Origin of the sequence: Spiroplasma endosymbiont of Labia minor (genome assembly GCF_964019845.1) — a bacterium.
Classification (GTDB): domain Bacteria; phylum Bacillota_I; class Bacilli_A; order Mycoplasmatales; family Mycoplasmataceae.
Window position 1 is genome coordinate 296,516 of record NZ_OZ026465.1, and the last position, 23,356, is coordinate 319,871.

General features: G+C 25.9%; 24 protein-coding genes, 1 tRNA gene and 1 riboswitch. Of the genes, 24 read left to right on the plus strand and 1 reads right to left on the minus strand.

Translation table 4 applies throughout. The annotated features are described in order from the left end of the window. Position 1 precedes the first annotated feature (1 nt). The 10 genes from AACK85_RS01520 to AACK85_RS01565 all read left to right on the plus strand — a co-directional run bounded on the left by AACK85_RS01520 (position 2) and on the right by AACK85_RS01565 (position 11,403). Positions 2-2,989 carry a DNA translocase FtsK gene (locus AACK85_RS01520; protein WP_338970417.1) on the plus strand — a complete coding sequence of 996 codons (2,988 nt, stop codon included), beginning with the start codon at positions 2-4 and terminating at the stop codon, positions 2,987-2,989. A 75-nt stretch (positions 2,990-3,064) separates the two neighbouring features. Next, positions 3,065-4,279: an AAA family ATPase gene (locus AACK85_RS01525; protein ID WP_338970420.1), complete on the plus strand. Its 1,215-nt coding sequence runs from the start codon at positions 3,065-3,067 to the stop codon at positions 4,277-4,279. Next, a complete protein-coding gene (locus AACK85_RS01530) occupies positions 4,279-6,246 on the plus strand; it encodes a vWA domain-containing protein (protein ID WP_338970422.1) in 1,968 nt (655 codons plus the stop codon). The genes AACK85_RS01525 and AACK85_RS01530 overlap by 1 nt, the downstream gene beginning before the upstream one ends. A gap of 11 nt (positions 6,247-6,257) precedes the next feature. Next, complete coding sequence (uvrC, locus tag AACK85_RS01535) at positions 6,258-8,063, plus strand: excinuclease ABC subunit UvrC (protein ID WP_338970423.1); 1,806 nt, start codon at positions 6,258-6,260, stop codon at positions 8,061-8,063. Beyond that, a complete protein-coding gene (locus AACK85_RS01540; protein WP_338970424.1) occupies positions 8,056-9,198 on the plus strand; it encodes an MATE family efflux transporter in 1,143 nt (380 codons plus the stop codon). The genes uvrC and AACK85_RS01540 overlap by 8 nt, the downstream gene beginning before the upstream one ends. Next, a complete protein-coding gene (locus AACK85_RS01545) occupies positions 9,153-9,560 on the plus strand; it encodes a hypothetical protein (RefSeq protein ID WP_338970427.1) in 408 nt (135 codons plus the stop codon). The genes AACK85_RS01540 and AACK85_RS01545 overlap by 46 nt, the downstream gene beginning before the upstream one ends. A 65-nt stretch (positions 9,561-9,625) precedes the next feature. Beyond that, positions 9,626-10,099 carry a transcription elongation factor GreA gene (greA, locus tag AACK85_RS01550; protein WP_338970430.1) on the plus strand — a complete coding sequence of 158 codons (474 nt, stop codon included), beginning with the start codon at positions 9,626-9,628 and terminating at the stop codon, positions 10,097-10,099. A 46-nt stretch (positions 10,100-10,145) separates the two neighbouring features. Beyond that, positions 10,146-11,012: a 16S rRNA (cytidine(1402)-2'-O)-methyltransferase gene (gene rsmI / locus AACK85_RS01555; RefSeq protein ID WP_338970432.1), complete on the plus strand. Its 867-nt coding sequence runs from the start codon at positions 10,146-10,148 to the stop codon at positions 11,010-11,012. Positions 11,013-11,044: 32 nt separating this feature from the next. Further along, positions 11,045-11,281: a hypothetical protein gene (locus AACK85_RS01560; RefSeq protein ID WP_338970435.1), complete on the plus strand. Its 237-nt coding sequence runs from the start codon at positions 11,045-11,047 to the stop codon at positions 11,279-11,281. 47 nt (positions 11,282-11,328) lie between these two features. Continuing rightward, positions 11,329-11,403: transfer RNA gene (locus AACK85_RS01565), tRNA-Arg, on the plus strand. Positions 11,404-11,624: 221 nt separating this feature from the next. On the opposite strand, the gene AACK85_RS01570 is transcribed toward AACK85_RS01565, so the two are convergent. Further along, positions 11,625-11,870, minus strand: a complete 246-nt coding sequence (locus AACK85_RS01570; protein WP_338970438.1) for a hypothetical protein — start codon at positions 11,868-11,870, stop codon at positions 11,625-11,627. A gap of 93 nt (positions 11,871-11,963) precedes the next feature. Between AACK85_RS01570 and AACK85_RS01575 the strand changes: the two genes are divergently transcribed. From AACK85_RS01575 to AACK85_RS01640, 14 genes are all read left to right on the plus strand, one after another. Continuing rightward, positions 11,964-12,209 carry a hypothetical protein gene (locus tag AACK85_RS01575; RefSeq protein WP_338970441.1) on the plus strand — a complete coding sequence of 82 codons (246 nt, stop codon included), beginning with the start codon at positions 11,964-11,966 and terminating at the stop codon, positions 12,207-12,209. Between the two features lie 113 nt (positions 12,210-12,322). Next, positions 12,323-12,721, plus strand: coding sequence for a hypothetical protein (locus AACK85_RS01580; protein ID WP_338970443.1), 399 nt, complete (start codon positions 12,323-12,325; stop codon positions 12,719-12,721). A gap of 196 nt (positions 12,722-12,917) precedes the next feature. Then, the gene (gene rplU / locus AACK85_RS01585) at positions 12,918-13,268 is read left to right on the plus strand and encodes a 50S ribosomal protein L21 (RefSeq protein WP_338970445.1); all 351 of its coding nucleotides are present in this window, start codon (positions 12,918-12,920) and stop codon (positions 13,266-13,268) included. A 3-nt stretch (positions 13,269-13,271) separates the two neighbouring features. Beyond that, positions 13,272-13,580 (plus strand): ribosomal-processing cysteine protease Prp, encoded by a 309-nt coding sequence (locus AACK85_RS01590; RefSeq protein ID WP_338970448.1) that lies wholly within the window; start codon positions 13,272-13,274, stop codon positions 13,578-13,580. A gap of 2 nt (positions 13,581-13,582) precedes the next feature. Then, positions 13,583-13,903, plus strand: a complete 321-nt coding sequence (gene rpmA, locus AACK85_RS01595; protein WP_338970451.1) for a 50S ribosomal protein L27 — start codon at positions 13,583-13,585, stop codon at positions 13,901-13,903. 73 nt (positions 13,904-13,976) lie between these two features. Continuing rightward, positions 13,977-14,915 carry a J domain-containing protein gene (locus AACK85_RS05005; protein WP_422397536.1) on the plus strand — a complete coding sequence of 313 codons (939 nt, stop codon included), beginning with the start codon at positions 13,977-13,979 and terminating at the stop codon, positions 14,913-14,915. A 23-nt stretch (positions 14,916-14,938) separates the two neighbouring features. Next, positions 14,939-16,297 carry a Sapep family Mn(2+)-dependent dipeptidase gene (locus tag AACK85_RS01605; RefSeq protein ID WP_338970454.1) on the plus strand — a complete coding sequence of 453 codons (1,359 nt, stop codon included), beginning with the start codon at positions 14,939-14,941 and terminating at the stop codon, positions 16,295-16,297. A gap of 211 nt (positions 16,298-16,508) precedes the next feature. Further along, entirely contained in the window at positions 16,509-17,387 is an 879-nt protein-coding gene (gene rpsB, locus AACK85_RS01610; RefSeq protein ID WP_338970457.1) for a 30S ribosomal protein S2, read from the plus strand. 13 nt (positions 17,388-17,400) lie between these two features. Next, positions 17,401-18,288 carry a translation elongation factor Ts gene (gene tsf, locus AACK85_RS01615; protein WP_338970460.1) on the plus strand — a complete coding sequence of 296 codons (888 nt, stop codon included), beginning with the start codon at positions 17,401-17,403 and terminating at the stop codon, positions 18,286-18,288. A gap of 2 nt (positions 18,289-18,290) precedes the next feature. Next, the gene (locus tag AACK85_RS01620; RefSeq protein ID WP_338970463.1) at positions 18,291-19,025 is read left to right on the plus strand and encodes a hypothetical protein; all 735 of its coding nucleotides are present in this window, start codon (positions 18,291-18,293) and stop codon (positions 19,023-19,025) included. A gap of 48 nt (positions 19,026-19,073) precedes the next feature. Beyond that, a riboswitch (TPP riboswitch) is annotated at positions 19,074-19,166 on the plus strand. 53 nt (positions 19,167-19,219) lie between these two features. Next, positions 19,220-20,266, plus strand: coding sequence for an energy-coupled thiamine transporter ThiT (locus AACK85_RS01625; protein WP_338970465.1), 1,047 nt, complete (start codon positions 19,220-19,222; stop codon positions 20,264-20,266). Positions 20,267-20,336: 70 nt separating this feature from the next. After that, positions 20,337-21,062, plus strand: a complete 726-nt coding sequence (pyrH, locus tag AACK85_RS01630) for a UMP kinase (RefSeq protein WP_338970468.1) — start codon at positions 20,337-20,339, stop codon at positions 21,060-21,062. A 1-nt stretch (position 21,063) separates the two neighbouring features. Continuing rightward, positions 21,064-21,612 carry a ribosome recycling factor gene (gene frr / locus AACK85_RS01635; RefSeq protein WP_338970471.1) on the plus strand — a complete coding sequence of 183 codons (549 nt, stop codon included), beginning with the start codon at positions 21,064-21,066 and terminating at the stop codon, positions 21,610-21,612. A gap of 113 nt (positions 21,613-21,725) precedes the next feature. Then, the gene (locus tag AACK85_RS01640) at positions 21,726-23,336 is read left to right on the plus strand and encodes a hypothetical protein (RefSeq protein WP_338970474.1); all 1,611 of its coding nucleotides are present in this window, start codon (positions 21,726-21,728) and stop codon (positions 23,334-23,336) included. Positions 23,337-23,356 lie beyond the last annotated feature (20 nt).

The window sequence follows — 23,356 nt, forward strand, 5'->3', positions numbered from 1 at the left end:
AATGGATAAAAATGATGACCGTACTACTGCTTTTGTTTTGGAACAAAAGCAACGTCGATCAGATAATATAAGTTGAATAATAATATCTTTGCTGATGTTTGTTTTTGTAGTTATTTCTGTTGGCAGAATTACTATCGTGGGGCAATTTTTGGATGATGTTTTATTTACATTACCATTTGGCTGATTTAAATACATAATTTATTTGGCGATTCTTGTTTTTGTTATTGCCGCATATTTTGGTATTCGTTTTAAATTTAAAAAACGTTTTTTGGGAATGGTTATTTCATCATCTCTTATTTTAAGCACATTAATTTCTTCTATTTTGATTATTGTTGCATATTACACAAAAACAAAAGAATTTCAAATTTTATCTATAATAAATAAAGATATGCTGAAAAATATATTGATAGATTATTGAAAGAACTGACAAGATCATTCCATTTTTTCATTAAATCCAGATTACAAAGTTAATTTCATTTATTCAGAACCATCTGCTTATTTTACAATTTATGCAGGCGGAGGATTATTTGGTAATTTATTTGCCGGAATATTTGCATATACGAGTATTTTTGGAGGCTTAGTAATATCGTTGTTTTTTGTATTTGTACAATTAGTATGAATTTTAACAGGCGATCCAATTTATTTGTTTAGACCAAAATCAAAACAACGTGGTCGAGGTTTAAGAATACTTTCATTATCATCAAATTCTAAAGAAAAAAAAGTGAATAATCATTCCAAATGATTTAGAACAATTAACATAAATTCAGAAGATGAATTAACCTCAAGACAAGTATTGGATTCACTAAAAGAATCCGATATTACTTTTGAATTTCCAAGTTATGTACGTTCAAAACAACATAGTTTATATTCACCGGTAGAAAAAGATTATTATGAATCTGATGTAAACTATGATGACTTGCTAAATAAATTTCCAGAAAGAAATGTTCTTTATGAAGAAAAAAATTATAATGATTATAACGAGTCTTTTGGTGGTTATGAAAATGTTAATTCTATAAATAATAATAGACAAAACAAAATGCAATCTACAAATTATGAAAACCAACAATATGAATATCGAAGAGAAAAAATGAATGATTCAGCTTATTACTCAAATAATATTCAACAACAACAAAATAATTATGAAAATAATCAAAAATTATATAAACCAAGAACTAGAAATCAACAACCTTTAAATGAAAATTTAAATTACACAATACCTGCAACAACAAAATATGGAGATATTGATCCAGCTATTGCACGTGAAAAATTTGGTCAAGAAACAGCTGTGACACCATTTGGTGCAAATGGCAAAACGCAAGAATTAATGGGCGTTTTAAAAAATGAACCAAATTCAAGAAAAGATATGCATCAAGTGACAATTGATGAATATATAACCAATCATCAAGATAATGAAAAAATAAAACAACGTGAAAAAAGAAGAATAGAACGTTCGCCAATGTATGATTCTTTTAATACTCAAACAAGAATTCTAAATGGCGTAGATGTACCAAGAAATACTTTACCAATTAAAGTAAATTCAAATTTGGCAGAAAATCAAGAACAGTATATAAATAATTCATATCAATTGCCATCGTTGGATTTGTTAAAAAAAGTATATATTTCACCAGAAGATATTCAAAGAAATAATGCAGCTGCAGATGCAAAAGTTGATGTAATTAACAGAACTTTTGTTCAATTTAAAATAAATGCCCAAGTTGTAAATTATGTAATTGGACCAACAGTTACTAAATTTGAAGTTCAACCCGGAGATGGAACAAAGGTAAATTCTATTTTGGGATTGGAAAATGACTTAAAATTGACATTGGCTACACAAAATGTTTTATTAGAAGCACCAATTCAAGGTAAAGCATTAGTTGGTATTGAAATACCAAATGATTATCCAAGCGTTGTTTCTTTGAGGGAATTAATGGAAAAAATTCCTATTCAAAAAATTAATTCTAAATTATTATTTGCAATTGGCAAAAATGTTTTGGCAGAACCAATTATTGCAGAATTGGATAAATTGCCACATTTACTTGTTGCAGGTTCAACTGGTTCTGGAAAATCTGTGATGATTAATGCAATAATTACTTCAATTTTGCTACGAGCAAAACCTCATGAAGTAAAATTCTTAATGATAGATCCAAAAAAAGTAGAACTTTCAATGTACAATAATTTACCTCATTTATTAGCTCCTGTCATATCAGATATGAAAGATGCAAGTAACGCACTAAAAAAAGTTATTGAGGAAATGGAAAGAAGATATTCATTATTTACAATGAATAATGTAAAAAATATTGAAGGATATAATAGAAAACAAACAGTCACTTCATTAAAAATACCATACATTGTAATTGTTATTGATGAACTTGCAGATTTAATGCTAACTGCAAATAAAAGAGATGTTGAAGAATCGATAATGCGTTTAACACAAATGGCTAGGGCGTCTGGAATACATTTAATTGTGGCCACTCAAAGACCATCTACGGATGTGATTACTGGTGTTATTAAAACCAATATTCCTTCACGAATTTCTTTTGCGGTTTCATCAGGAATAGATTCACGAACTATTTTAGATTCAATTGGAGCTGAAAAATTAATAGGACGCGGTGATTTATTATTTATGCCTGCTGGTAGTTCGAATTTGACTCGTGCGCAAGGAGCATTTTTATCAGATGACGAAATAGAACGAATAGTTAGTTGAATAACAAATCAACAACAAGCAAGTTATGACCCATCCTTTATGCAAAAAGAGACAAATTCACAAGATGTAAATTCAAGTTCATCAAATGATGAAATGTATGAACAAATTAAAGAGTTTGTAATTAGAGAACAAAAAGCATCAACATCATTATTACAAAGAAAATTTCAATTAGGATATAATCGTGCAGCCAGAATAATTGATGAATTGGAAGCAGAAGGCATAATTGGCCCACAAAATGGTTCTAAACCAAGAGAAGTTTTTTTAAGGTATGAAGATATTTATTAAAATTAACGTTATACGTTAATTTTTTATTTTAAAAGAGTAAAATTAAATGGATATATTATTGATTGGAAGTTTAAAATGCGCAGTAGAATTGAAAGATTAGTACAATTTTTGTCACAAAATTTGTATGAACGTGAAGATGTAATTAGATTAACTTTACTTGCGATGTTCGGTGGCGAGTCAATTTTTTTGTATGGTAAACCGGGATTAGGCAAATCTTTTATTGCGAAAGCAATAAAAACAATAATTAAAAATGGTAAAATTTTTGAATATTTAATGAACAAATATTCTACTCCAGAAGAAATTTTTGGTCCTTTAGATATAAATAAATTATCAGATGGACATTATGTGAGACTTATTGATGGATATTTACCATCAGCAGATATTTGTTTTTTAGATGAAATTTGAAAAGCAGGACCATCGATTCAAAATACCTTACTTACTATTATTAATGAAAAAGAATTTAGAAATGGTACACAAACCATAAAAGTACCACTTAAATTATTAATAGCAGCTTCAAACGAATTCCCAGAAGAAAATCAAGGCCTAGAAGCACTTTATGATAGATTTATATTAAGATTTGAAACAGAGCCTTTAAATGATTTTGATAATGTTTTAAAAATGGTTGGCATAGGAACTGATGTTAAACATGAATTGTTGAAATTAAATGATGCAGATTTAGTGACACCAGAAAATTTAATTGAAATTTCAAATATTGTAGATGATACAAATGGTATAAATTTTTCAAGTGATACAATAGATTTCATTCGCCATTTTAAAATAAATTTAGAAACAAAATCTTCAATTTATATATCTGATAGACGTTGAAAAAAAACATTGCGTTTAATGAAAGTGTCTGCATTATGTTCTGATAGAAAAATTGTGGAAATTGCAGATACTTTTGTTATTAAACATTGTTTTTGAAATAATATAAACAATAATGGTGTTGATGAACGCGCAGAAATAAAATTAATTTATGATGAAATAGTTCAAAAAATTACTGGCGTTTCAGATGATGTTTCTTGAGCAGAAACGGAAATTAAAACATTAACAAATAATGTTAAAGGCTATTTAAAAAATAATTTAACCAATAAAGAATACATAGATGAATTAGGTATTCGATATAAATCTATACTTAAAGGATTGAATGAAGACAACGGCGTCATTTCAAAAGCATCGTCTATATTTTCACCATTTGATTTTGATAGAGCAAGTAGTATAAGTTCCGAATTAAGACAAGAATTTGAAAAAACTTTTTTTCAATTGCAAAAAAAAGTAATTAAAGGATCATAATGTTAAATAAGAATAAAATTATTGAACTTGCTATAGATAAAGTAATTTTAGAAATTAATAATTTAGAAAAAAAAATTTTCACAGAAACTAAATATAAAAATTTATTTGAAGAGTCAAATAAAAATATCAAATTTAAATTACAGGATATGTTAAAATCATCTTTTTTAAATTACAAAACTTTTATAGATCAATATTTTTCAAAAAAAACTGTTGAAAGAGATTTAAATTGAATTTCTAAAACTGATAATTTTTCGTTTGAATTTAATAGAGAACAACTTACTCGTTTTTTACAAGAAAATAAATCAGTTTATTATTTACATTTTATAGTTAATGCATCGAATTATATTGAAGATATCGTTGATGATTGAAAAAAACATTTAATAAATGATGCAGTTGATTATACAATTAAAAAATTGCGACATCAATTCGACATTGACATAAATCCTTTTATAACAACATATTATGCGCCTATTGCAAAATATGAAAATAAAGCAAAGAAAGTTACTCAAAATGTTTTAAAAAATATGTGAAAGCAATTACTTGCATTACCTGAATATGAATACTATTTAATAAGTTTTGATGGTAGAGGTAATAAATTATTAAATGAACAAATTAATAATAAAATCTCCTCATTTTATTCTCATTGGTTGAAAGTGATTGAAAAAATAAAAGCTGACCTAGTTTTGCAAAAACAAGTCAAAATTATTGAAGAAATTAAATCTGAAATGATTATAAATATTGATAGTGCATTTACTTTATTGCAAAAAATAGATACTTTTAGTGCATCAACAAAAGAAGCAATTAAATTTCAAAAATATCAATTTGATCAAACTCTGCAAAATAAAAATCAATTATTTTTGAAAATAGAAGAAATATTGGAAGAAGAAATCATAGAGTCATTAATTGCAGAACCGATAATGTATATGAAAAATCATATGTACAAATTGCAAAAAGAAATTATTAAATTAATATATTCTTTTATCGAATATAAAAATATGTCAACTACAATTTCAAAAATATTTGGTACCACTTGAAATTTAGATATTAAAAATTTTAAGACCAAAGATATATCATCAATATATGAATTTGTAAAACTAATTGAAAATAATTCATCAATAAAAAAACTAATTGAAATTTTGGGGAATGTAGAAAATGCAAAAAATCAATTAGAAAAAAATAAATTAAAAAATTTTAAAAGAAATTATGATAATTATTCGCAAAATTATCCAGAAGAATTTGTCGGAACAAAAATTTCAAATAACATTTCACATTTATTACTAAGTGAGCTTGTATATTTTAAACATCCAACTTATAAAAAAATATTTTTGGCTAAATTTGCGGAAGGAAAATTACAAACTTTTGATTACAAAAATAAAGATATAATGTCAATTGATGAATATTCTAAAATTAAAAATACCAAATCGGATTTAGCAAAAAATAGGAAGGGACCAATAATTATTTTGGTAGACATTTCTGGATCAATGCACGGTAAAGCCGAATTACTTGCAAAGGCAACAGCATTGGCATTAACGGCCATGGCGAATCGTGAAAAAAGAAAAATATATTTAGTAACTTTTGAAACAGATATAGATACACTTGAATTATCTGATACAAATCGTAATTTAGAAAAATTAAATAAATTTTTATCAGTTTCATTTGGCGGAGGTGGTACTGATTTTTCAAGCCCATTACGTCATTCTCTAGAAATTTTAACAAAAGAAGATTTTAAAAATGCAGATGTTTTAATGATTTCAGATTTTATAGGAGATGAAATAGAAGTAGATGTTGTAAATGGAATCAAAAAAGCAAAGAAAAGTAAAAATAATTTTCACGCACTATTGATAGGTGAAAAAACAAATTATAATTTATTAAAAGGTTTTAAACAAGTTTGAAATTTCAATGGTGAAACAAAAGAAGACTTTGAAATTTTAGTAAAAAAATTAGATAATGTATCTTTAAAAAAATAGGGAGTATATTTATGGCATCAAGTAAAGTATTAGATGAAGTTAAAAAATTACCAGAATTACCAGGCTGTTATGTTTACCGAAATAATTTAGAAAAAGTAATTTATGTCGGTAAAGCAAAAAATTTAAAAAAAAGAGTCTCTAGTTATTTTAATAAAGTACACAATAATAAAACCACTTTACTTGTAAGAGATATAAACTCTGTTGAAACATTTATTACAGAAAATGAAAAAGAAGCATTAGTACTTGAACAAAACTTAATTAAAAAATATAAACCAAGATACAATATATCATTAAATGATGACAGACATTATCCGTATATAATTATCACAAAAGAAAAAGATCCACAATATAAATATGTACGAAGTTATCAAAATAGTGCTTTAAAAACCTTCGGACCACTACCAGATGGTTCATCAGCTAGAGAAATTCTAAAAACAATGGAACGATTATTTCCACTTAGAAAATGTGCTGGTAATTTAGGTAAACCATGTCTTTATTATCATATTGATCAGTGCTCCGGAGCATGTTTTAAAGATGTGAATTGATCATGATATGAAAAACAAATTAATAATGTAGAACATTTTTTTAAAGGCCATTCAGAAGAAGTTATTTTGAAATTGAAAAATAAAATGACTTATGCGGCTAGTAATTTACAATTTGAAGAGGCACAGAGAATAAAAGTATTATTACAACATATAGAATTAACAACCGCAAAACAAGATGTTGAATTGAATGATGATTTAAATAGAGATGTTATATCTTATGAAATAGATGATTCTGATTTTGTAATTTGTACATTATTTTATAGAGGTGGTAAATTACTTTCAAAAGATACTTATATAGATAAATATTCCGGTCAAAATATTTCAGAACTATTAACATCATATGCAATTCAATTGTATGCAAAAAATGCATTACCAAATGAAACTATTTTACCTATTGATATTGACATTAAAGATATGAAAATTAATTTTGGAAAAATTATTAAAAAAAATGATTCAGAACTTAGAATCTCATTAATGAATTTGGCACATTCAAATGCAATAGATGAATTGAGAAAATCAAGATTGCAATCTGCAAATTTAAATTATAATGAATCTGATGTATTACAAGATTTACAAAAATTACTAAATTTACCTACATATCCATATCATATTGAAATGTTTGATGTTGCAAATATTTTGGATGAATTAGTAACTGGTGCAATGGTTGTTTTTAAAGGAGGCAGACCAAGTCATAATAGTTTTAGAAAATATAATATAAATATAGATGCAAAAGACGATTATCACAGAATGCAAAATATGGTTTATAGAAGATATCAAAAAGGCTTAGTAAATAATGAAGAAAAACCAGATTTAATTATAGCAGATGGAGGAAAAATACAAGTTAACGCAATTAGAGAAATTCTAAAAATTCTTTCAATAGACATTCCAGTAATTGGGTTAGTAAAAGATGATCATCATAGAACAGATCATATTTGTGATTTAAATAATAAAGATGTTTATCTTAAAAAAACAACACCATTATTTAACTTACTTGCTCGCATTCAAGAAAGAGTACATAATTTTGCCATAGCTGCATTTAGAAATAGACAAACAAAATCTTTGGTAACTTCACATTTGGAGTCTGTAAATGGTTTAGGAAAAATTATGATAAATAAAATAAATGAAAAATACTCAACATTATCAGAATTGAAAAACGCTGATGAAAATGAACTTAAATTATTGATTAAAAATAAAAAATCATTAACATCACTTTTAGAATATATTGAAAATTTAAATAGAAAGTCACTTCAAGATAAAAAGAACAATGAATAAACAAATCGATATAATAGAAAAAAATGAAAGAAAATTATTAACCGTTGAAGAACAAAAGAAACTTAAAAATTTGAAATTGAATGTTACTTGATATAAAGTTCAAGATTTTAAAGGAATAGTAAAAGCTGCGTTACCAATTTTTATTCAATTATTTTTTGATTTACTAATTACACAAATAAATATGATAATGATTTCTTGATATAAAGATGGAGCATATTTTCCGGTTGTATCTAAAATAACGGTTGCATTTACTTTTTTGCAATTTACACCAAGTTTTGTAGCATCTGGAACTTTGATTGTGTGTGGTAATTTAATTGGTCAGAGAAGATATTCTGAATTAAATCAAGTTATAATATCTGGAGTAATTATTAATTTTTTAATTTGTTGTGGAATTTATACTATTGTTGCTTTATTAAGTGAATATTTGCTAGAAACAATGGGTGCACAAAATGTAGCAATTGAAAATGTTAACGGTCAAATTGTTGAAATCAATGAACTCCAATTTGCACAAAAATATTATTATGTTTTATTAACTAGACTCGTTATTATGTCTATTGCGCAAGTTTATATTTCTGCACTACAAGCAATCAAGAAATCGATTCATGTTACTATTGGTGCTGTTATTTCCAATTTTATAGATGCAACAATTGTTTCTATAATGTTATTTGCTGCTAAAATAAATCCATTTTGAATTTCTTTATCTATTCCTATAGCTGGTTTATTTCAATTAATTTATATGTATATCATTGCAAATAAACTTATAGATCACAAAACCAATTCTGGTTTTTTTAAGAATATTAAATTACTTTTTGTAAAAGAAACATTAAGAATGGGATTTCCAATGACTATTGAAATGGGCTTATGAAATGTTGCGAATTTAATTTCCAATGTTGCAATAGCTCATTTGGGTAGTGATGCAAATACATATTATGAACAAAATAAATGATTAGAATTTCATAGAGCAATTAATAGTATTCAGCAATACACCATGATTTTAATGATTTCTATAGCTACTGTAACATCTGTTAGAGTATCAACAAAAATAGGCCAAAAAGATTTGGATGGAGCATATGAGGAAGGCATTAATTGTTGAAAACTTCAGTTTATATTGCAAGTATTTCAGCTGTTGTTTTAATTTTTTTAACTTGGCCATTATTAAAAGCTTTTAATCAACCAACTGAATTAATAAATACATGAGGTTATATTTTAATGGCTATCATTGGTGTTAAATGCATTTTTGATACAGTTAATTTATCAATTTTAAGGGCATTATGATCTACGGGTGATTTGTATTTTCCATTAATTGTCTCAATTTTTACAATGTATTTTGGTCAAGTGGCTATTCCATTTATTTTTATTTATGGTTTCAATATTTTACATGGTTTGGGTTTGGTTTTTGCATATATTGGTTATTTGGTTGATCCTTTTTTAAGAGCAATGATTTATCCTATAAGATGAATAAAAGGTACTTGAAGAAAAAAAGTAAGATTAGTTTAAAAAACATAAATAAAGATTATTATTTGTGTATAATACTATAGTTGATTAAGTAGAGGTGTCTTTATATGGAAAATGAAATTATTTTAACCGCTGAAGGTTTACAGGAATTAAAAACAGAACTTAAAAATTTAATTGATAATGTGCGACCACAAGTAATTGAAGAATTAGTTGAAGCACGTGCTCAAGGTGATTTATCTGAAAATGCAGATTATGATGCTGCAAGAAACAGACAAGCGGAAGTTGAAGCTAGAATTAAAGAATTAGAAGCAATGGTGGTTAAAGCTACTGTAATTGAAAAAGATTCTGTAACAAATCATGATTTAGTAAAAGTTGGTTCAACTGTAACATTCAAAAATTTAAATGATAAAACTGAAATGATTGTAAAAATTGTAGGTCAGGTTGAAGCAGATCCTTTTGAAAATAAAATTTCAAATGAATCGCAATTGGCAAAAGCAATGTTAGGTCAAAAAAAAGGAACAACAACAGATGTAAGAGAAGTTCGTGTTCCATATAAAATTCAAATAATTAATGTAGAATAATAATGTTTAAAGGCATTATTTTTTTATTTTCACAAGGAGATATTTAATGATAATTTTCAGTACCTTTAAAGATAATAAACCAATTCTATTTTTAGTAACCACACCAATTGGTAATTTGAATGATATTAGTAATAGAGCAATAGATACACTAAAAATAGTTGACATAATATTGTGTGAAGATACAAGGCAATCAATGATTTTACTTCAAAAATATAATATTAAAAAACCTTTAATATCTTTGCATAAATATAATGAAATTGAAAAAGCAAAAAAAATAAATGATTATTTGATATTAAAAAAAAATATAGCTTTGATTTCAGATGCTGGAGTTCCAGTAATTTCTGATCCAGGATCGTATCTTTTAAATGAATTATACAAAATGAATAATGATTTTTCTGTGTGTCCAATAGGGGCTGGACCTGCATATATACATGCTCTAATAATTTCTGGTTGAATAAATAAAAATAATTATTTTGGTGGTTTTTTGCCACACAAAACATCTGAAATTATTAAAGAATTTAAAAAAATTAAAAAATTTGATATGACTACTGTTTGTTATTATGAATCGGTACATAGAATTTTATCGACTATTTCGCTTGCAAAACAAATACTTGGCAATGATACAAAAATTATTATTGGAAGAGAAATAACCAAAATTAATGAACAATTTATTATTGGAACACTTGCAGAAATAGATCAATATTTTAATTTTGAAAATAAAAGTGTTATAAAAGGTGAGTTTGTTATTTTGTTTACTGATTTTGAAAAAAATACTGTAAATGAAGAAATTATTAAATTAAAAATTTCTGAATATAAATTACAAAATAAAAATAACAAAGAAATTATTAGTATTATCATTGATGAATTCAAATTATCCAAAAATTATATTTCAAATCTAGTTTATAAATCATAATTTTTTATATAAAAAAATGGAGGTGAATATAGATGAAAGAATTAACAAATGTTGAAATGAATCACACAATAGGAGGAGCTAGTATATCTGGATCATTTATATCTGGTATTGCAGATATCATAGATTCTATTACGGGATTTACAGAAGCAATTGCAGGAATAGTCTTTGAGTTTACACATTCAAATCAAATAAATGGGCCATTTCAAAATGGTGACGTAAAATTTACTATAGATAATTCTTCTAATGTGAATTATAATCAATTTGCATAGTTTCTGTTTATTTTTGTATTAAAAAAAGTTAGTATAAATATGGTTATACCCTTGTAGCTCAGTGATAGAGCAATCGCCTCCTAAGCGATAGGCCAAGAGTTTGAATCTCTTCAAGGGTGCCATTTTTTATTTTCTGTAGTTTTTCTGTATTTCTTAAAAATTAGAAAAATCAACAACCACGGATAAACGACCTGCAAAAATGCGGGTTTATTTTTTTCTTAAGAAATGCTATAATAGTAACGAAATACTATTATAGCATTTCTTTTTATTTTGATTGATAGCATAAATTGAATCTATGTAAATTTAAATTAATCTATATTTATTAAAATTAATTATCAAATATTTAATATAAAAAGGAGATTTTTAGAAAAATGAAAAAAATTTTAGAAATATTAGCAGCAATTAGTCTTGTGTCTGCAGGATAAGCAACAACAATTGCATGTCGTGAAGTTTCATTAAATAATAATGAAGAGTCATCTGGAGGGATTGATGATTCAGTCGGAAATGGTGGTAAAATTGAAGATAATACTGTTGATGGTGGTGTTGGCTCTTTTTTTCAATTTGAAAATGAATTAGTCATTGTTGGCACGGATACCGTTCAATTTATCAACTAACAGATCAAGGTAAAATTGATACATCAGTAGGTGGTGGAACTGGTAAGTTAGAAGATAATACTGTTAAAATGAATATTGAAAAATTAATTAGACTTTCAAATGGCGTTGTTTTAGCTGTAGGAAATTCAGGAGTTATTTACAAATTAACAGATCAAGGTACAATTGATACTTCTGTTGGTAATGGAACTGGTATTGTAGAAAATAAAACTTTTGATAATCCCATAACATCAGTTATTCAACTTTCAAATGGAATAATTTTAGCTGGAACTTGAAATAATGGTGAAGATGCTTCAATTTATAAATTAATAAACTAGTATTATTTTTATTTTTTTATATTTTGTAAAAATGATGTAAGCAAGCAATTAGTAATTTAAATATTGTATAAATTTATTAAAATTAGCATAATCCAGTAGGAGGAATTTAGATAATGAAAAAAATAGGAAGTATAATTAATGGCATTTGGGGTGTTGTACTCGCAATATTATCAATAATTTTTGTAGTTAAATTTCAAGATTTATATAAAGACGATGGTTCATTTTGAGCAGGATTCGCAATATATTTATTATTATCTGTTGTGATAGCTTTATTTTGTTTCTTACATTTTTTTGGAGCAAATAAGGTTTTTGGCTTAATTGGTGTAATTTGTTCTATTGTGATCGTAGTTGTTTTTATAATACAGGCGTGAGGAACATCTTGAAAATTCTTTTATGCTTGAGGTGCAGCTTCTACAGATGATTTTTTATCAGGTTTAGCATCAGCATCTCACATTTTAACGGGAGTAATTTTTTCTGTAGGAACAACGATTTTTTTTGTAAATAAAAATTAATTATATTTTAATTCTGTATCTTATTGATACAGTTTTTATTTTTTTATTGAATTATTATTAAATAAAATATTGCTTTTTTATTTTATATTTATGTATAATAAATAACGGTTGGCAGTTTCAACCGCTCTTTTGTGTGCACCGAAAGTTTCTTAAGTGAACGCATACAAGGCGAGTCTATACTGAAAGGAAAATTAATATGTTTGCAATTATCAAAACTGGTGGGAAACAAATTAAAGTACAAAAAGATGATGAAATTTTTATTGAATTATTGAATGAAGATGAAAATACTAAAGTTACGTTTAATGAAGTACTAATGATTGATGATAAAATAGGTGCACCTTTTATTAAGGGCGCAACTGTTACTGGTACAATAATTAAAAATGGAAAAGATAAAAAAATACGTGTTATTAGATATCATTCTAAAAAAAATATTAGAAAAGTTTATGGTCATAGACAACCGTACACAAAAATAAAAATTGATGCAATATCTACTGGTGCTTCAGCAACAAAAAAAGTTACAACTCAAGTACCAGAAGCTTCTGAATAATTAATGATAAAAGTTAATATTTCAAAAAAAGGATCATTAATTGATTTTATTAAAATTTCAGGGCATGCTAAATTTGGCGATTATGGTCAAGATTTAGTATGTGCTGGAGTTACAGCAATAACTTCAGGTACTTTAAATGCACTTGACACTCTTTTTGCGGGAAAAACAAATATCAAAATTAAAGATAATTTAATAGAAATTGATGTTTTAGTATCATCAGAAGAATTACAGTTATTATTTCAACTAATGATTATTCAATTAAAAACAATTGAAGTACAATATAAAGAAAATTTAAAAATTAAGGAGGTTTAATTATGCGATTTTTATTAGGTTTACAATTCTTTGCTTCTAAAAAAGGAGTTGGATCAACAAGAAACGGGCGCGATTCTGAATCAAAAAGACTTGGACAAAAAATTTCAGATGGTCAATTTGCAAATGCTGGTTCAATTATTTTTCGTCAAAGAGGAACAAAAATTCATCCAGGAATAAACGTTGGTCGTGGAGGAGATGACACTCTTTTTGCTCTAATTTCGGGAATTGTTAAGTATGAACGCTTTGGCAAAAATAGAAAAAGAGCAACTGTTATACCACAAACAGAAGCGATTACAAGCAAAACAAAAAAATCAGAAAAATAATACATTAATTTAAAATCGTGTTTCACACGATTTTTTTGTTATTATTTAGTTAGACATGAAGGGGATGTGAAATATGAATTTCTGATGATATATAATTATTGTAATTATTATTTCGCTTTTCTCTGGTGGTGGCGGAATTTTTGGAAGAAAACGCAATCAAAATAATAAACAACGTGAAGAAAAAAAGAGAATGTCTTTAAATCAATTAAATGATTATTTTCAAAATATTAAAAATACAGTTGTCTCTAATAATCAAAAAGAAATTAACGTTAAAGGATATGATGTTAATTTCAAATTATTGAATTATCCATTTCATATTTCATTGCAGAATATGGAAAATTACTTAAATAATCATGTAGAAGATTTAAATTCTGATATGGAAATAATTAAAAAACAAATTGTAGAAATATCAACTAAAATGGAAACGATATTTAAAAAATATGAATCACAATTTTTGCAAGAAATTGATCGCATTTTAAATGGTATGCCTATTGAAGGTGATTGAGTCTATATTATCGGTAATGCATATAGCGAATATTATTCAAAATTTTTATTAATAGCAATTGATTACTTAGCAGAAGACATTTATCCATTTCTGTTCAATAAATTATATAAAAAATCCGCAAATATAAAAAAAATTAAGTATTCATCGGAAGAGGAATATTTCTCATCAAGATTAGATAATATTGAGACAATAATGAAAGCGGATTTTAATAGCATCTTTGAAGATTTGGTTATGAATTTAAATATTTTTTTCTTTAAAAAAAGACAAGACCAAAATTATGATAATTACGATAATTCTAATGTCAATGTTAAAGATAATTCTGATTTTCATTCGTATGAGGTTTTGGGTTTAAACTCATTTGCTACAAACGCAGAGATAAAAAAAAGATATCGAGAACTTGCAAAAAAATATCATCCAGATACTTCGGTAATTCCAAATTCCAAAGAAAAAATGTTAGAAATCAATGTAGCATATGAAAAAATTAAAAAAAATAGAAATATAAAATAATTTTAAATATTAGGAGTGATAATATGTTTGAAATAAACTTAAATAAATTACAAGGAAAATATTTTGAAGAAGCTTTAGAACAAATAAAAGAAATTGTCAAAATTCCATCATATAGATCAGAACCAACTGCAAGTGCTCCATATGGAGAAAATACTTTAAAATCATTAGATTTTGCATTAGACTTGGCTGAAAAAATTGGTTTTACAAAAATAGTTAAAGATAAAAAGAATCGTTATGGTTATGCCGAAATAGGAAACGCAAAAGAAATGATGGGTATATTATGCCACTTAGATGTTGTTCCGCCAGGTAATATTAATCAATGAGTTACAAATCCGTTTGAACCAATAATTAAAGATGGCAAATTAATTGGTCGTGGCGTATTTGATGATAAAGGTCCGACTATTATTAACATGTTTGCTGTAAAATACTTAATTGATCATAACTTTTTGGCAGATTATAGAATACGTATGATTTTTGGTACGGCAGAAGAAACAGATTGAGATGATATGAATGCATATGTTGCAAATGAAGAACATCCAGCATTTGGATATACACCAGATGGTGAATTTCCAATGGTATATGCAGAAAAATTTATCCGAGATATAGATATTTTAGGAAATTATCAGTGTCAATTTTCTCTAATGGGTGGTTCTGCATATAATGTGATAAATGATCAAGTCACATACATTGGTCCAAAATTACAAGAATTAAAAGAATTTTTACAAAAAAATAATGTTGTTTCTTTGGTAGAAAAAGATAATTCATTAATTATTCAAGGAACTGCAGGGCATGGGTCGTTGCCACATATGGGTATTAATGCTGCAACTTATGCATTAAACGCAATTTATGAAATAGGTATAAATGATCCGATTGCCAAATTTGTTCATGATCATATTCATTTAAATTATAATATGACAAATATTTTCCCTGATGGATTAGAAGATGAAACAGGCAAAGTTACTGCATCAAATGGAATAGTGGAAATGAATGATCAAAATCAACGTTTTACATTGAATTTAAGAATACCAGTTCATGCAAATTTAACTAATTTATTTAATAAATTAAACGAAATTATCAAATCTTATGGTTTAAAAGAAAAGCAAGCTAAATTAGAAAAAAGTGTATATATTGCCAAGGATTCAATGATTGCTACAAAAATTATGTCTGTTTATAGAGAAGTTACAGGTGAACAAAATGCAGAACCTGTAGCTTTGGGTGGTGGCACATATGCAAAAGCCATGGAAAATATTGTTGCTTTTGGTGCAGAATTTGATGTCAATAATTCAACTATGCATGCATACAACGAATATGTCACAATTAGCGATTTGCAAAAAATGCTTGAAATATATACAAAAGCGATAGCTAAATTAGCAAAAAAATAACAATATTTATTTTTTAATAACAAGATAAATATTGTTATTTATCTTGTTAACATATATAATTAACGAGTTGTATATTTATATAATTAAAATGCAAACACATTTAGGAATTGCAATGCCTAGTGCACGATGTTTAATATTAAAGTGTGGCAAAGTTTAGAACTGAATGGAAGAATAACAAATATTTAGTATAAAAAAGTGAAAGGGAAAATTTATGGCAAATATTACTAGAGAACAATTATGAGAGGCAGGTTCACATTTAGGACATCAAACAAAAAGATGAAATCCTAAAATGAAGCAATATATTTACGGAGTTAAAAATAAAAATCATGTTATCGATTTGCAAAAAACTTTAGTATTACTTGAAAATGTTAAAAAATTAGTAACAAATATAGGTATTAAAAAAGAAAAAATTTTATTCGTTGGAACAAAACGTTCTGCAAAAAATGGAGTTAAAGAAGCAGCTCTTCGTTCGGGAAATTATTTTGTAAATTCACGTTGATTGGGTGGTACTTTAACTAATATGAAGACAATATCTTTAAGAATTAAAACACTTTGAGATATCGAAAATGAAGAAAAAACAGGAAAAATTAAATTACATACCAAAAAAGAACAAATAGCTATTTTAAAGGAAAAAGCTAAACTTGAAAAGACTTTAGGTGGTATTAAACAAATGCATAAATATCCTGCTGCTCTTTTTGTTGTTGATTCAAAAACAGATGAAATTGCAATTAAAGAGGCAAGAAAATTGAACATTCCTGTAATTGCAATTTGTGATACAAACGCAGACCCAGATATGGTAGATTTTGTAATTGCAGCAAATGATGATATGCAAGAATCTGTAAATATTATTTTAAATTATGTAGTTGATGTTTATGCAGAAGCTGCAGGAATTAAAATGCAACCTTCTAAATTACGTACTGTTGCACCAAAGCGTGAATACAATGAAAATAATCAAAATTCATTTAATAATCATCAAGATAGATCACAAAGAAATGATAGAGCACCTAGAGAATATAAACCAAGAATAGATGCAAAAATGCCAATTGTACAAAATCAAAAAACAGAAGAAATAAAAAAAGAAACTAATTAAGGAGAAAGAAATTATGGCTTTATCTGCCACATTAATTAAAGAACTAAGAGAAATTACTGGCGCAGGAATGATGGACTGTAAAAAAGCATTAGAAATCACTAATGGAAATGTAGATGAAGCGGTTATTTGACTACGAGAAAACGGAATTGTCAAAGCTGCTAAAAAATCAGATCGAATTGCTGCAGAAGGTGTAGTTTTTGCAAAACAAAATGATAAAAAAGCTGTTATTTTTGAAATTAATTCAGAAACAGATTTTGTTGCGAAAAATAATCAATTTATTAGTATAGTTGAAGAAATTGCAGAAACATTATTGAACTCAGCAAATGAAAATTCAACTTTAGAAGAAGTATTGAAATTGCCCACAAAAAATTACAATTCAATAGAAGAAACAATAATAATTGCAACAGCAACAATTGGTGAAAAAATTTCATTTAGAAGATTTTCAATTTTAGATCGAGAAAAATATACTACAGTTATTTATAATCATTCAAATAAAAGGGTATCAGTATTATTAGGATTTGATGGAAATATTAATGAATCAGACGCATACAATGTTGCAATGCATGTTGCTGCAATGGCACCTAAATATTTAACAAAAAATGAGGTGCCACAAGAATTTATTAATGCTGAAAAACATATTATTGCTGAAACAACTGATTTATCCGAAAAACCAGAAAAAGTTGCTGCAGGGATTTTAGAGGGAAAACTAAATAAACGTTTAGGTGAAGTTGTTTTACTAGAACAAGATTTTGTTATTGATGAAAAACAAAAAGTTGGTAATTTCATTAAATCAAAAAATGTTTCATTAGTTAAAATGATTCGCTTTGAAGTTGGAGAGGGAATTGAAAAAGTTACAACAGATTTCGCTGCGGAAGTAGTTGCTCAATTAAAAGGTAATTAATCATGTCTAATTTATTTGCTAATGGTTTTTTTAATAATGGTCAATGATCAGAAAATAAATATTTAATCATAAATGCTGTGGCTATTTCTTTAAATGTATTGTTATTAATGTATTTTGTTTATTTGGTATTTAAATTTAATAAAAATAATTCTGAATATAAAATAAAAAATAGATTAATTATAGGATTATTATTATCAGGAATGGTAATAGCTATTGTGTTATCTGCATTTTTGTTTATTTTATATACTAAAGGTGAAAGCATTTTAAGTGGAACAATAAGTGAAATAAATGATACGGCGTCAGCTTTATTTATATCACTTTCAACTATTGCGTGTGTAATTACCTTTGCGGTATTAATTATCACTTGATTTACAATTTATTATGTACTTATTTCATTTGAAGAAGATAAAATACAATTCACAGGAGAATTTATAGCATATAATAGAATTATTAAATTAATTAATGATGAAAATAGAGGTAAAGTCTACATAATCTTTCGTCAAGGACGACGTGGAGTTAGAAAATTAAAATATTCTAAATCTACTGTTGTAGGTGCGTTTATGTTGGAAAATTTAGAAAAATCTGGGCACAAATTTGAAGTGACTGATGGAGAAATAATTTATCGTGATTTAGTAAAAACTGTGCAAAGTCAGACATTAGAAGAATTAAAAAAACAACAAGCACTTAAAAAAACAAAAAAAGAGACAAAAGATGATGAACCATCAGATAATAAATAAATTTTAAACATAAATACTAAGTGTTTATGTTTTTTTATTGTATAATTGTTTCGTAGGCAGAGGTAGCGTTAAATCGTTTGAGAAATACTCTTTGAACCTGATCTAGTTAAGACTAGCGTAGGAAGCCCTGAATTTTGATTTTTAAATTAATTTTTTGTGTGTGCTATTATTTGTCCTTTGAAAGGAATTAAGCAATGGCGTTTTTTATTTTTTCTATAATTTGGTTGTGTGCAATGTTTTCAATTGAACTTTTTTTAGCAATCTTTATATCACAAAAAATTAATTCATTATTAACAAATATTAATGATTCAAATTATTTACATGGAAATTTAGAATTATTTATAATTATTTGTTTAATATTATTAATTGGTTTAATTATTTTTAATGTATTAAATCTAATTTCAATGCTTAAAATTAAAAATAGTGATTTTAATAAAAAAGATTTTATCATTTTGTCTTGTATTTCACTAAATTTAATAGCTCTAATTTATTGATCTTTGAAAAATAGTGATTTTAAAAATGATAATAAAATTATGAAAACATTTGTATCTTTAAATAATTCAAATAAATTTTTATTAAATAAATCTGTTTTCATTTTAACAACTTACGACATTATAGTTATTGGTTTAATGATTGGTTTATATTTTGCGTTAGACTATATAACTTATTTGTTTATACCACCAATGCCATTTTGAATTACTGTATCAATAAAATATGTACCTTTATTCTTTTTGGCTTGAATAATGTCATGATTTCATACTTTTATCACTTTATTAATTGTTGTGTGTTTGGAATGATTAATGCCAGGAACATATGTCATTTTTCCTATTCAATATTTATTTGATTATGGTTTTCCGGTTTTATCATTATGTCTAGTTTCAATATTAAGAGATGATTCGTTTAGATTATCATTTTTTCTAAAAACAATAAATTGAATTTTAATAATTTCTGTTGTTGCATTAATTATCTATATTTCAAGAGTGATATCTGGTGTTTTGTTTTATTCTGCAGCAAAATGAAATGGTTTTAATGCATGAACATATTCAATTGTTTTAAATGGTTTTAATTCAATTGTTGATTATTTTTCTTTGCAAATTCTTGTACCAATTGTTTGTACAGCTTTGCAAGTTGTCAAAATAAAATATAAATCATATAGATATGCAAAATTTAGTAAGTATATAAATTTAGAAAAATTGCAAAACGAAAATCTATTATATTATGATGATTCAAAAAAAATATAATTGCTATTTATAGACTAGCGGTTGCATTTTTTTTTTGCTATAATTTCTCTGATAACGAGGAGTTAAAGGGATGAGTCAAAAATACAAAAGAGTTTTATTAAAAATAAGCGGTGAAGCGTTAGGTAGTACACAAATTTATGATCAATCATCAATTACAAATGTTGCCAAACAAATTATCGAACTTGCACAATCGAATATTCAAGTTGCAGTAGTTGTTGGTGGAGGAAATATTTGAAGAGGCAATCTTTCACACACATTAAAAATGGATAATATCAGTGGTGATTATATGGGCATGATGGCGACAATTATGAATGCACTTGCGTTGGAAGCAATAATTAAGTCATTAGGATTTGAAAAAGTTGTGGTTTATTCTTCTTTGGAAATAAAAACAGTAACAACGCCATATAATTACCGTAATGCAAGAGTTCTTCTAGAAGATGGGTATATAGTTTTATTTTCTGGTGGAACTGGATTTAGTTATTTTACAACGGATACTAGTGCTGTAATAAGAGCAATAGAAATAAAAGCTGATGCTTTATTAATGGCTAAAAATGGTGTGAAAGGTGTATATGATTTAGACCCAAAAACCAATTCAAATGCTAAATTTTTACCAAAATTAACACATAAAATGTTAGTTGAAAAAAAATTACGTGTAATGGATTTAACAGCAGCTACATTAGCGTCAGATGCAAATTTGGATATTGTTGTTTTTGATATGAACGGTGAAAATAATATAATCAAAATAGTTAATGATTCGTTAGATGCAACTATAATTTCAAACAGCGAGGATAATTAATATGACAGATAAAATTTTAGAAATTTCAGAGTTAAAAATGAAAAATACTATTGAATCTTGACAACAACAATTAAAAAAAATTCGTACAGGCAGAGCAAACCCTTCAATGTTAGATTCAATTAAAATAGATTATTATGGTGATATGACTCCGTTGAATCAAATAGCGCAAGTCAACACTCCGGAACCTCAACAATTAATTATTAAACCATATGATAGATCTACATTGGGTGTTATACAAGGAACGTTGTCTAAATCTGGATTAAATTTAAATTCTCAAGTAGAAGCAGATTTAATCCGAATTAAAATTCCTCCATTAACAGAAGATATTCGTAAAGATTTAGTAAAGAATATGTTAAAAAATCTTGAATCATTTAAAGTACAAATAAGAAATGAACGTCGTGATGCTTTGGACAATATCAAAAAAACAGATGGTGTTTCAGAAGACTCAGTTAAAATTTTTGAAAAACAAATACAAAATTTGACAGATCAATACATAAATGAATTAGAAGTATTAACAAAATCAAAAGAAGCAGAAATAATGAAAATATAATATGAAAATAAAAAATCTAACAATTTATAAACTGTTAGATTTTTTATTTACTGAAAACATAGTAAAATTAATTAATTTCTATTATACTAATGTTATATAGGGGTGTTATATAAATGATCTATTCAATTGGTGAAGTGATTCAATATAAAGGTGAAAATTATATTATTAATAATATTTCTCAAGAAAAAATTAATGAAAATGCAGTAATTTATTTATTAACAATAAAAAACATCCTAACAAAAGAATTCTTGACTATAGATTCAAGAAATGTTCAAAAAATTGATGTAAATAGGCATAGGTATAATTTAAGAAATGAAAATTCAGAGCAATTAGTAGCAAATTCTAATTCTAATATTTATGATCAATATGATGATGAAACAGTTTTTGATATGAGCGATTTGATTGATGCACAACCCGTTTTTGATTTGAACAAAAATGATAATGTAAATGATGAATCATTAAGACAAAAAAATACTAATGTGAAAATTAATGATTTTCCAATTGAACAGCAAGTTAATAATATTAGTGATTTGAAAAACATCATATCAAAATCATCGCAATTAAAAACTATAGAATTACCTGTTGTTGATGAAACAATTTCAAATTTAAATTTAATAGGTTTTGCATCAGAAGAAAACTCTGAATCTGAAAATATAAATAATCAAAATTTAGCTTTAAGTCAAAAAATAAATGACTATAAAACAACAAATCCAATAGATGAAAAAAATATTTTAAAAAAAGAATCAACTTTAGAAAATTATCAACAAAAACAATATAAAAATTTCAAACCAAGAGAAATAGAGAGAACCACAAACACTTTAAATGATAATTCATTAGAGGTTTTAAAACCACGTATTAATGAAAAAAGAGTGCAAATGAATTATACAAAAGATAATTTTATAACTAGACCAGAAATTAAAATAGAAAATGATAGGCAAACAATTAATAAAAATACATCATTAAAAATTGATGAAACTATTCAACATAATACAAAATCAGAACCGTCAAGTGAAGTAAAATTTTTAAATAATCAAAATAAAAAGCCATTAGAAACACAAAATTTTATTTCGTATGAAGATGATTCATTTGCAATGAACAAAAATAATAAAAAAAATCTTAACACGGGAAATATTTATCTATCAGAGGAAACTAGATCATTTTATGGTGAACAAATATCTGGCGATAATATTTTAAAAAATAGTAAAATATACAAAAAATTTAGAACTATGACCAAATGATTAATTGTACTTTTCTTACTTTTATTGTTTTCAATTTTAATATTTTTTATGTTTAAAATAATAAATTTTGTTTTGCTAAATAAAACATTGACATGAAAATTTTTGGAAAACATTACATTAAACATTAATATAAATAATGCATATTATTATTTAGAAATTATTGCAAATTATTCTTTGTTAATAGTTTCTCCAATTTTAGGATTATTAACATTTTTATATCTTGTGGCTTATATTGTACAAATTAATTTATATCAATTTAAAAGAATTGCCTATTATCAATATAAACTCGCAAAATCTTCTAAACAATTGGATTCAATGCAGACGTTTAATAACGAAATTTCAGAATATATAATTAAAGTGCACATAAATGTTCGTGATTTAAGACGACGTGTTAAAGATTTAGATGAGAAAAAAGCTGATATAAAAAATGAAAATAATTCATTTACCGTTAAAAATCAATATGAAGATTTTAAAAGACCTAATTAAAATCATTTAAAAGAAAAGAG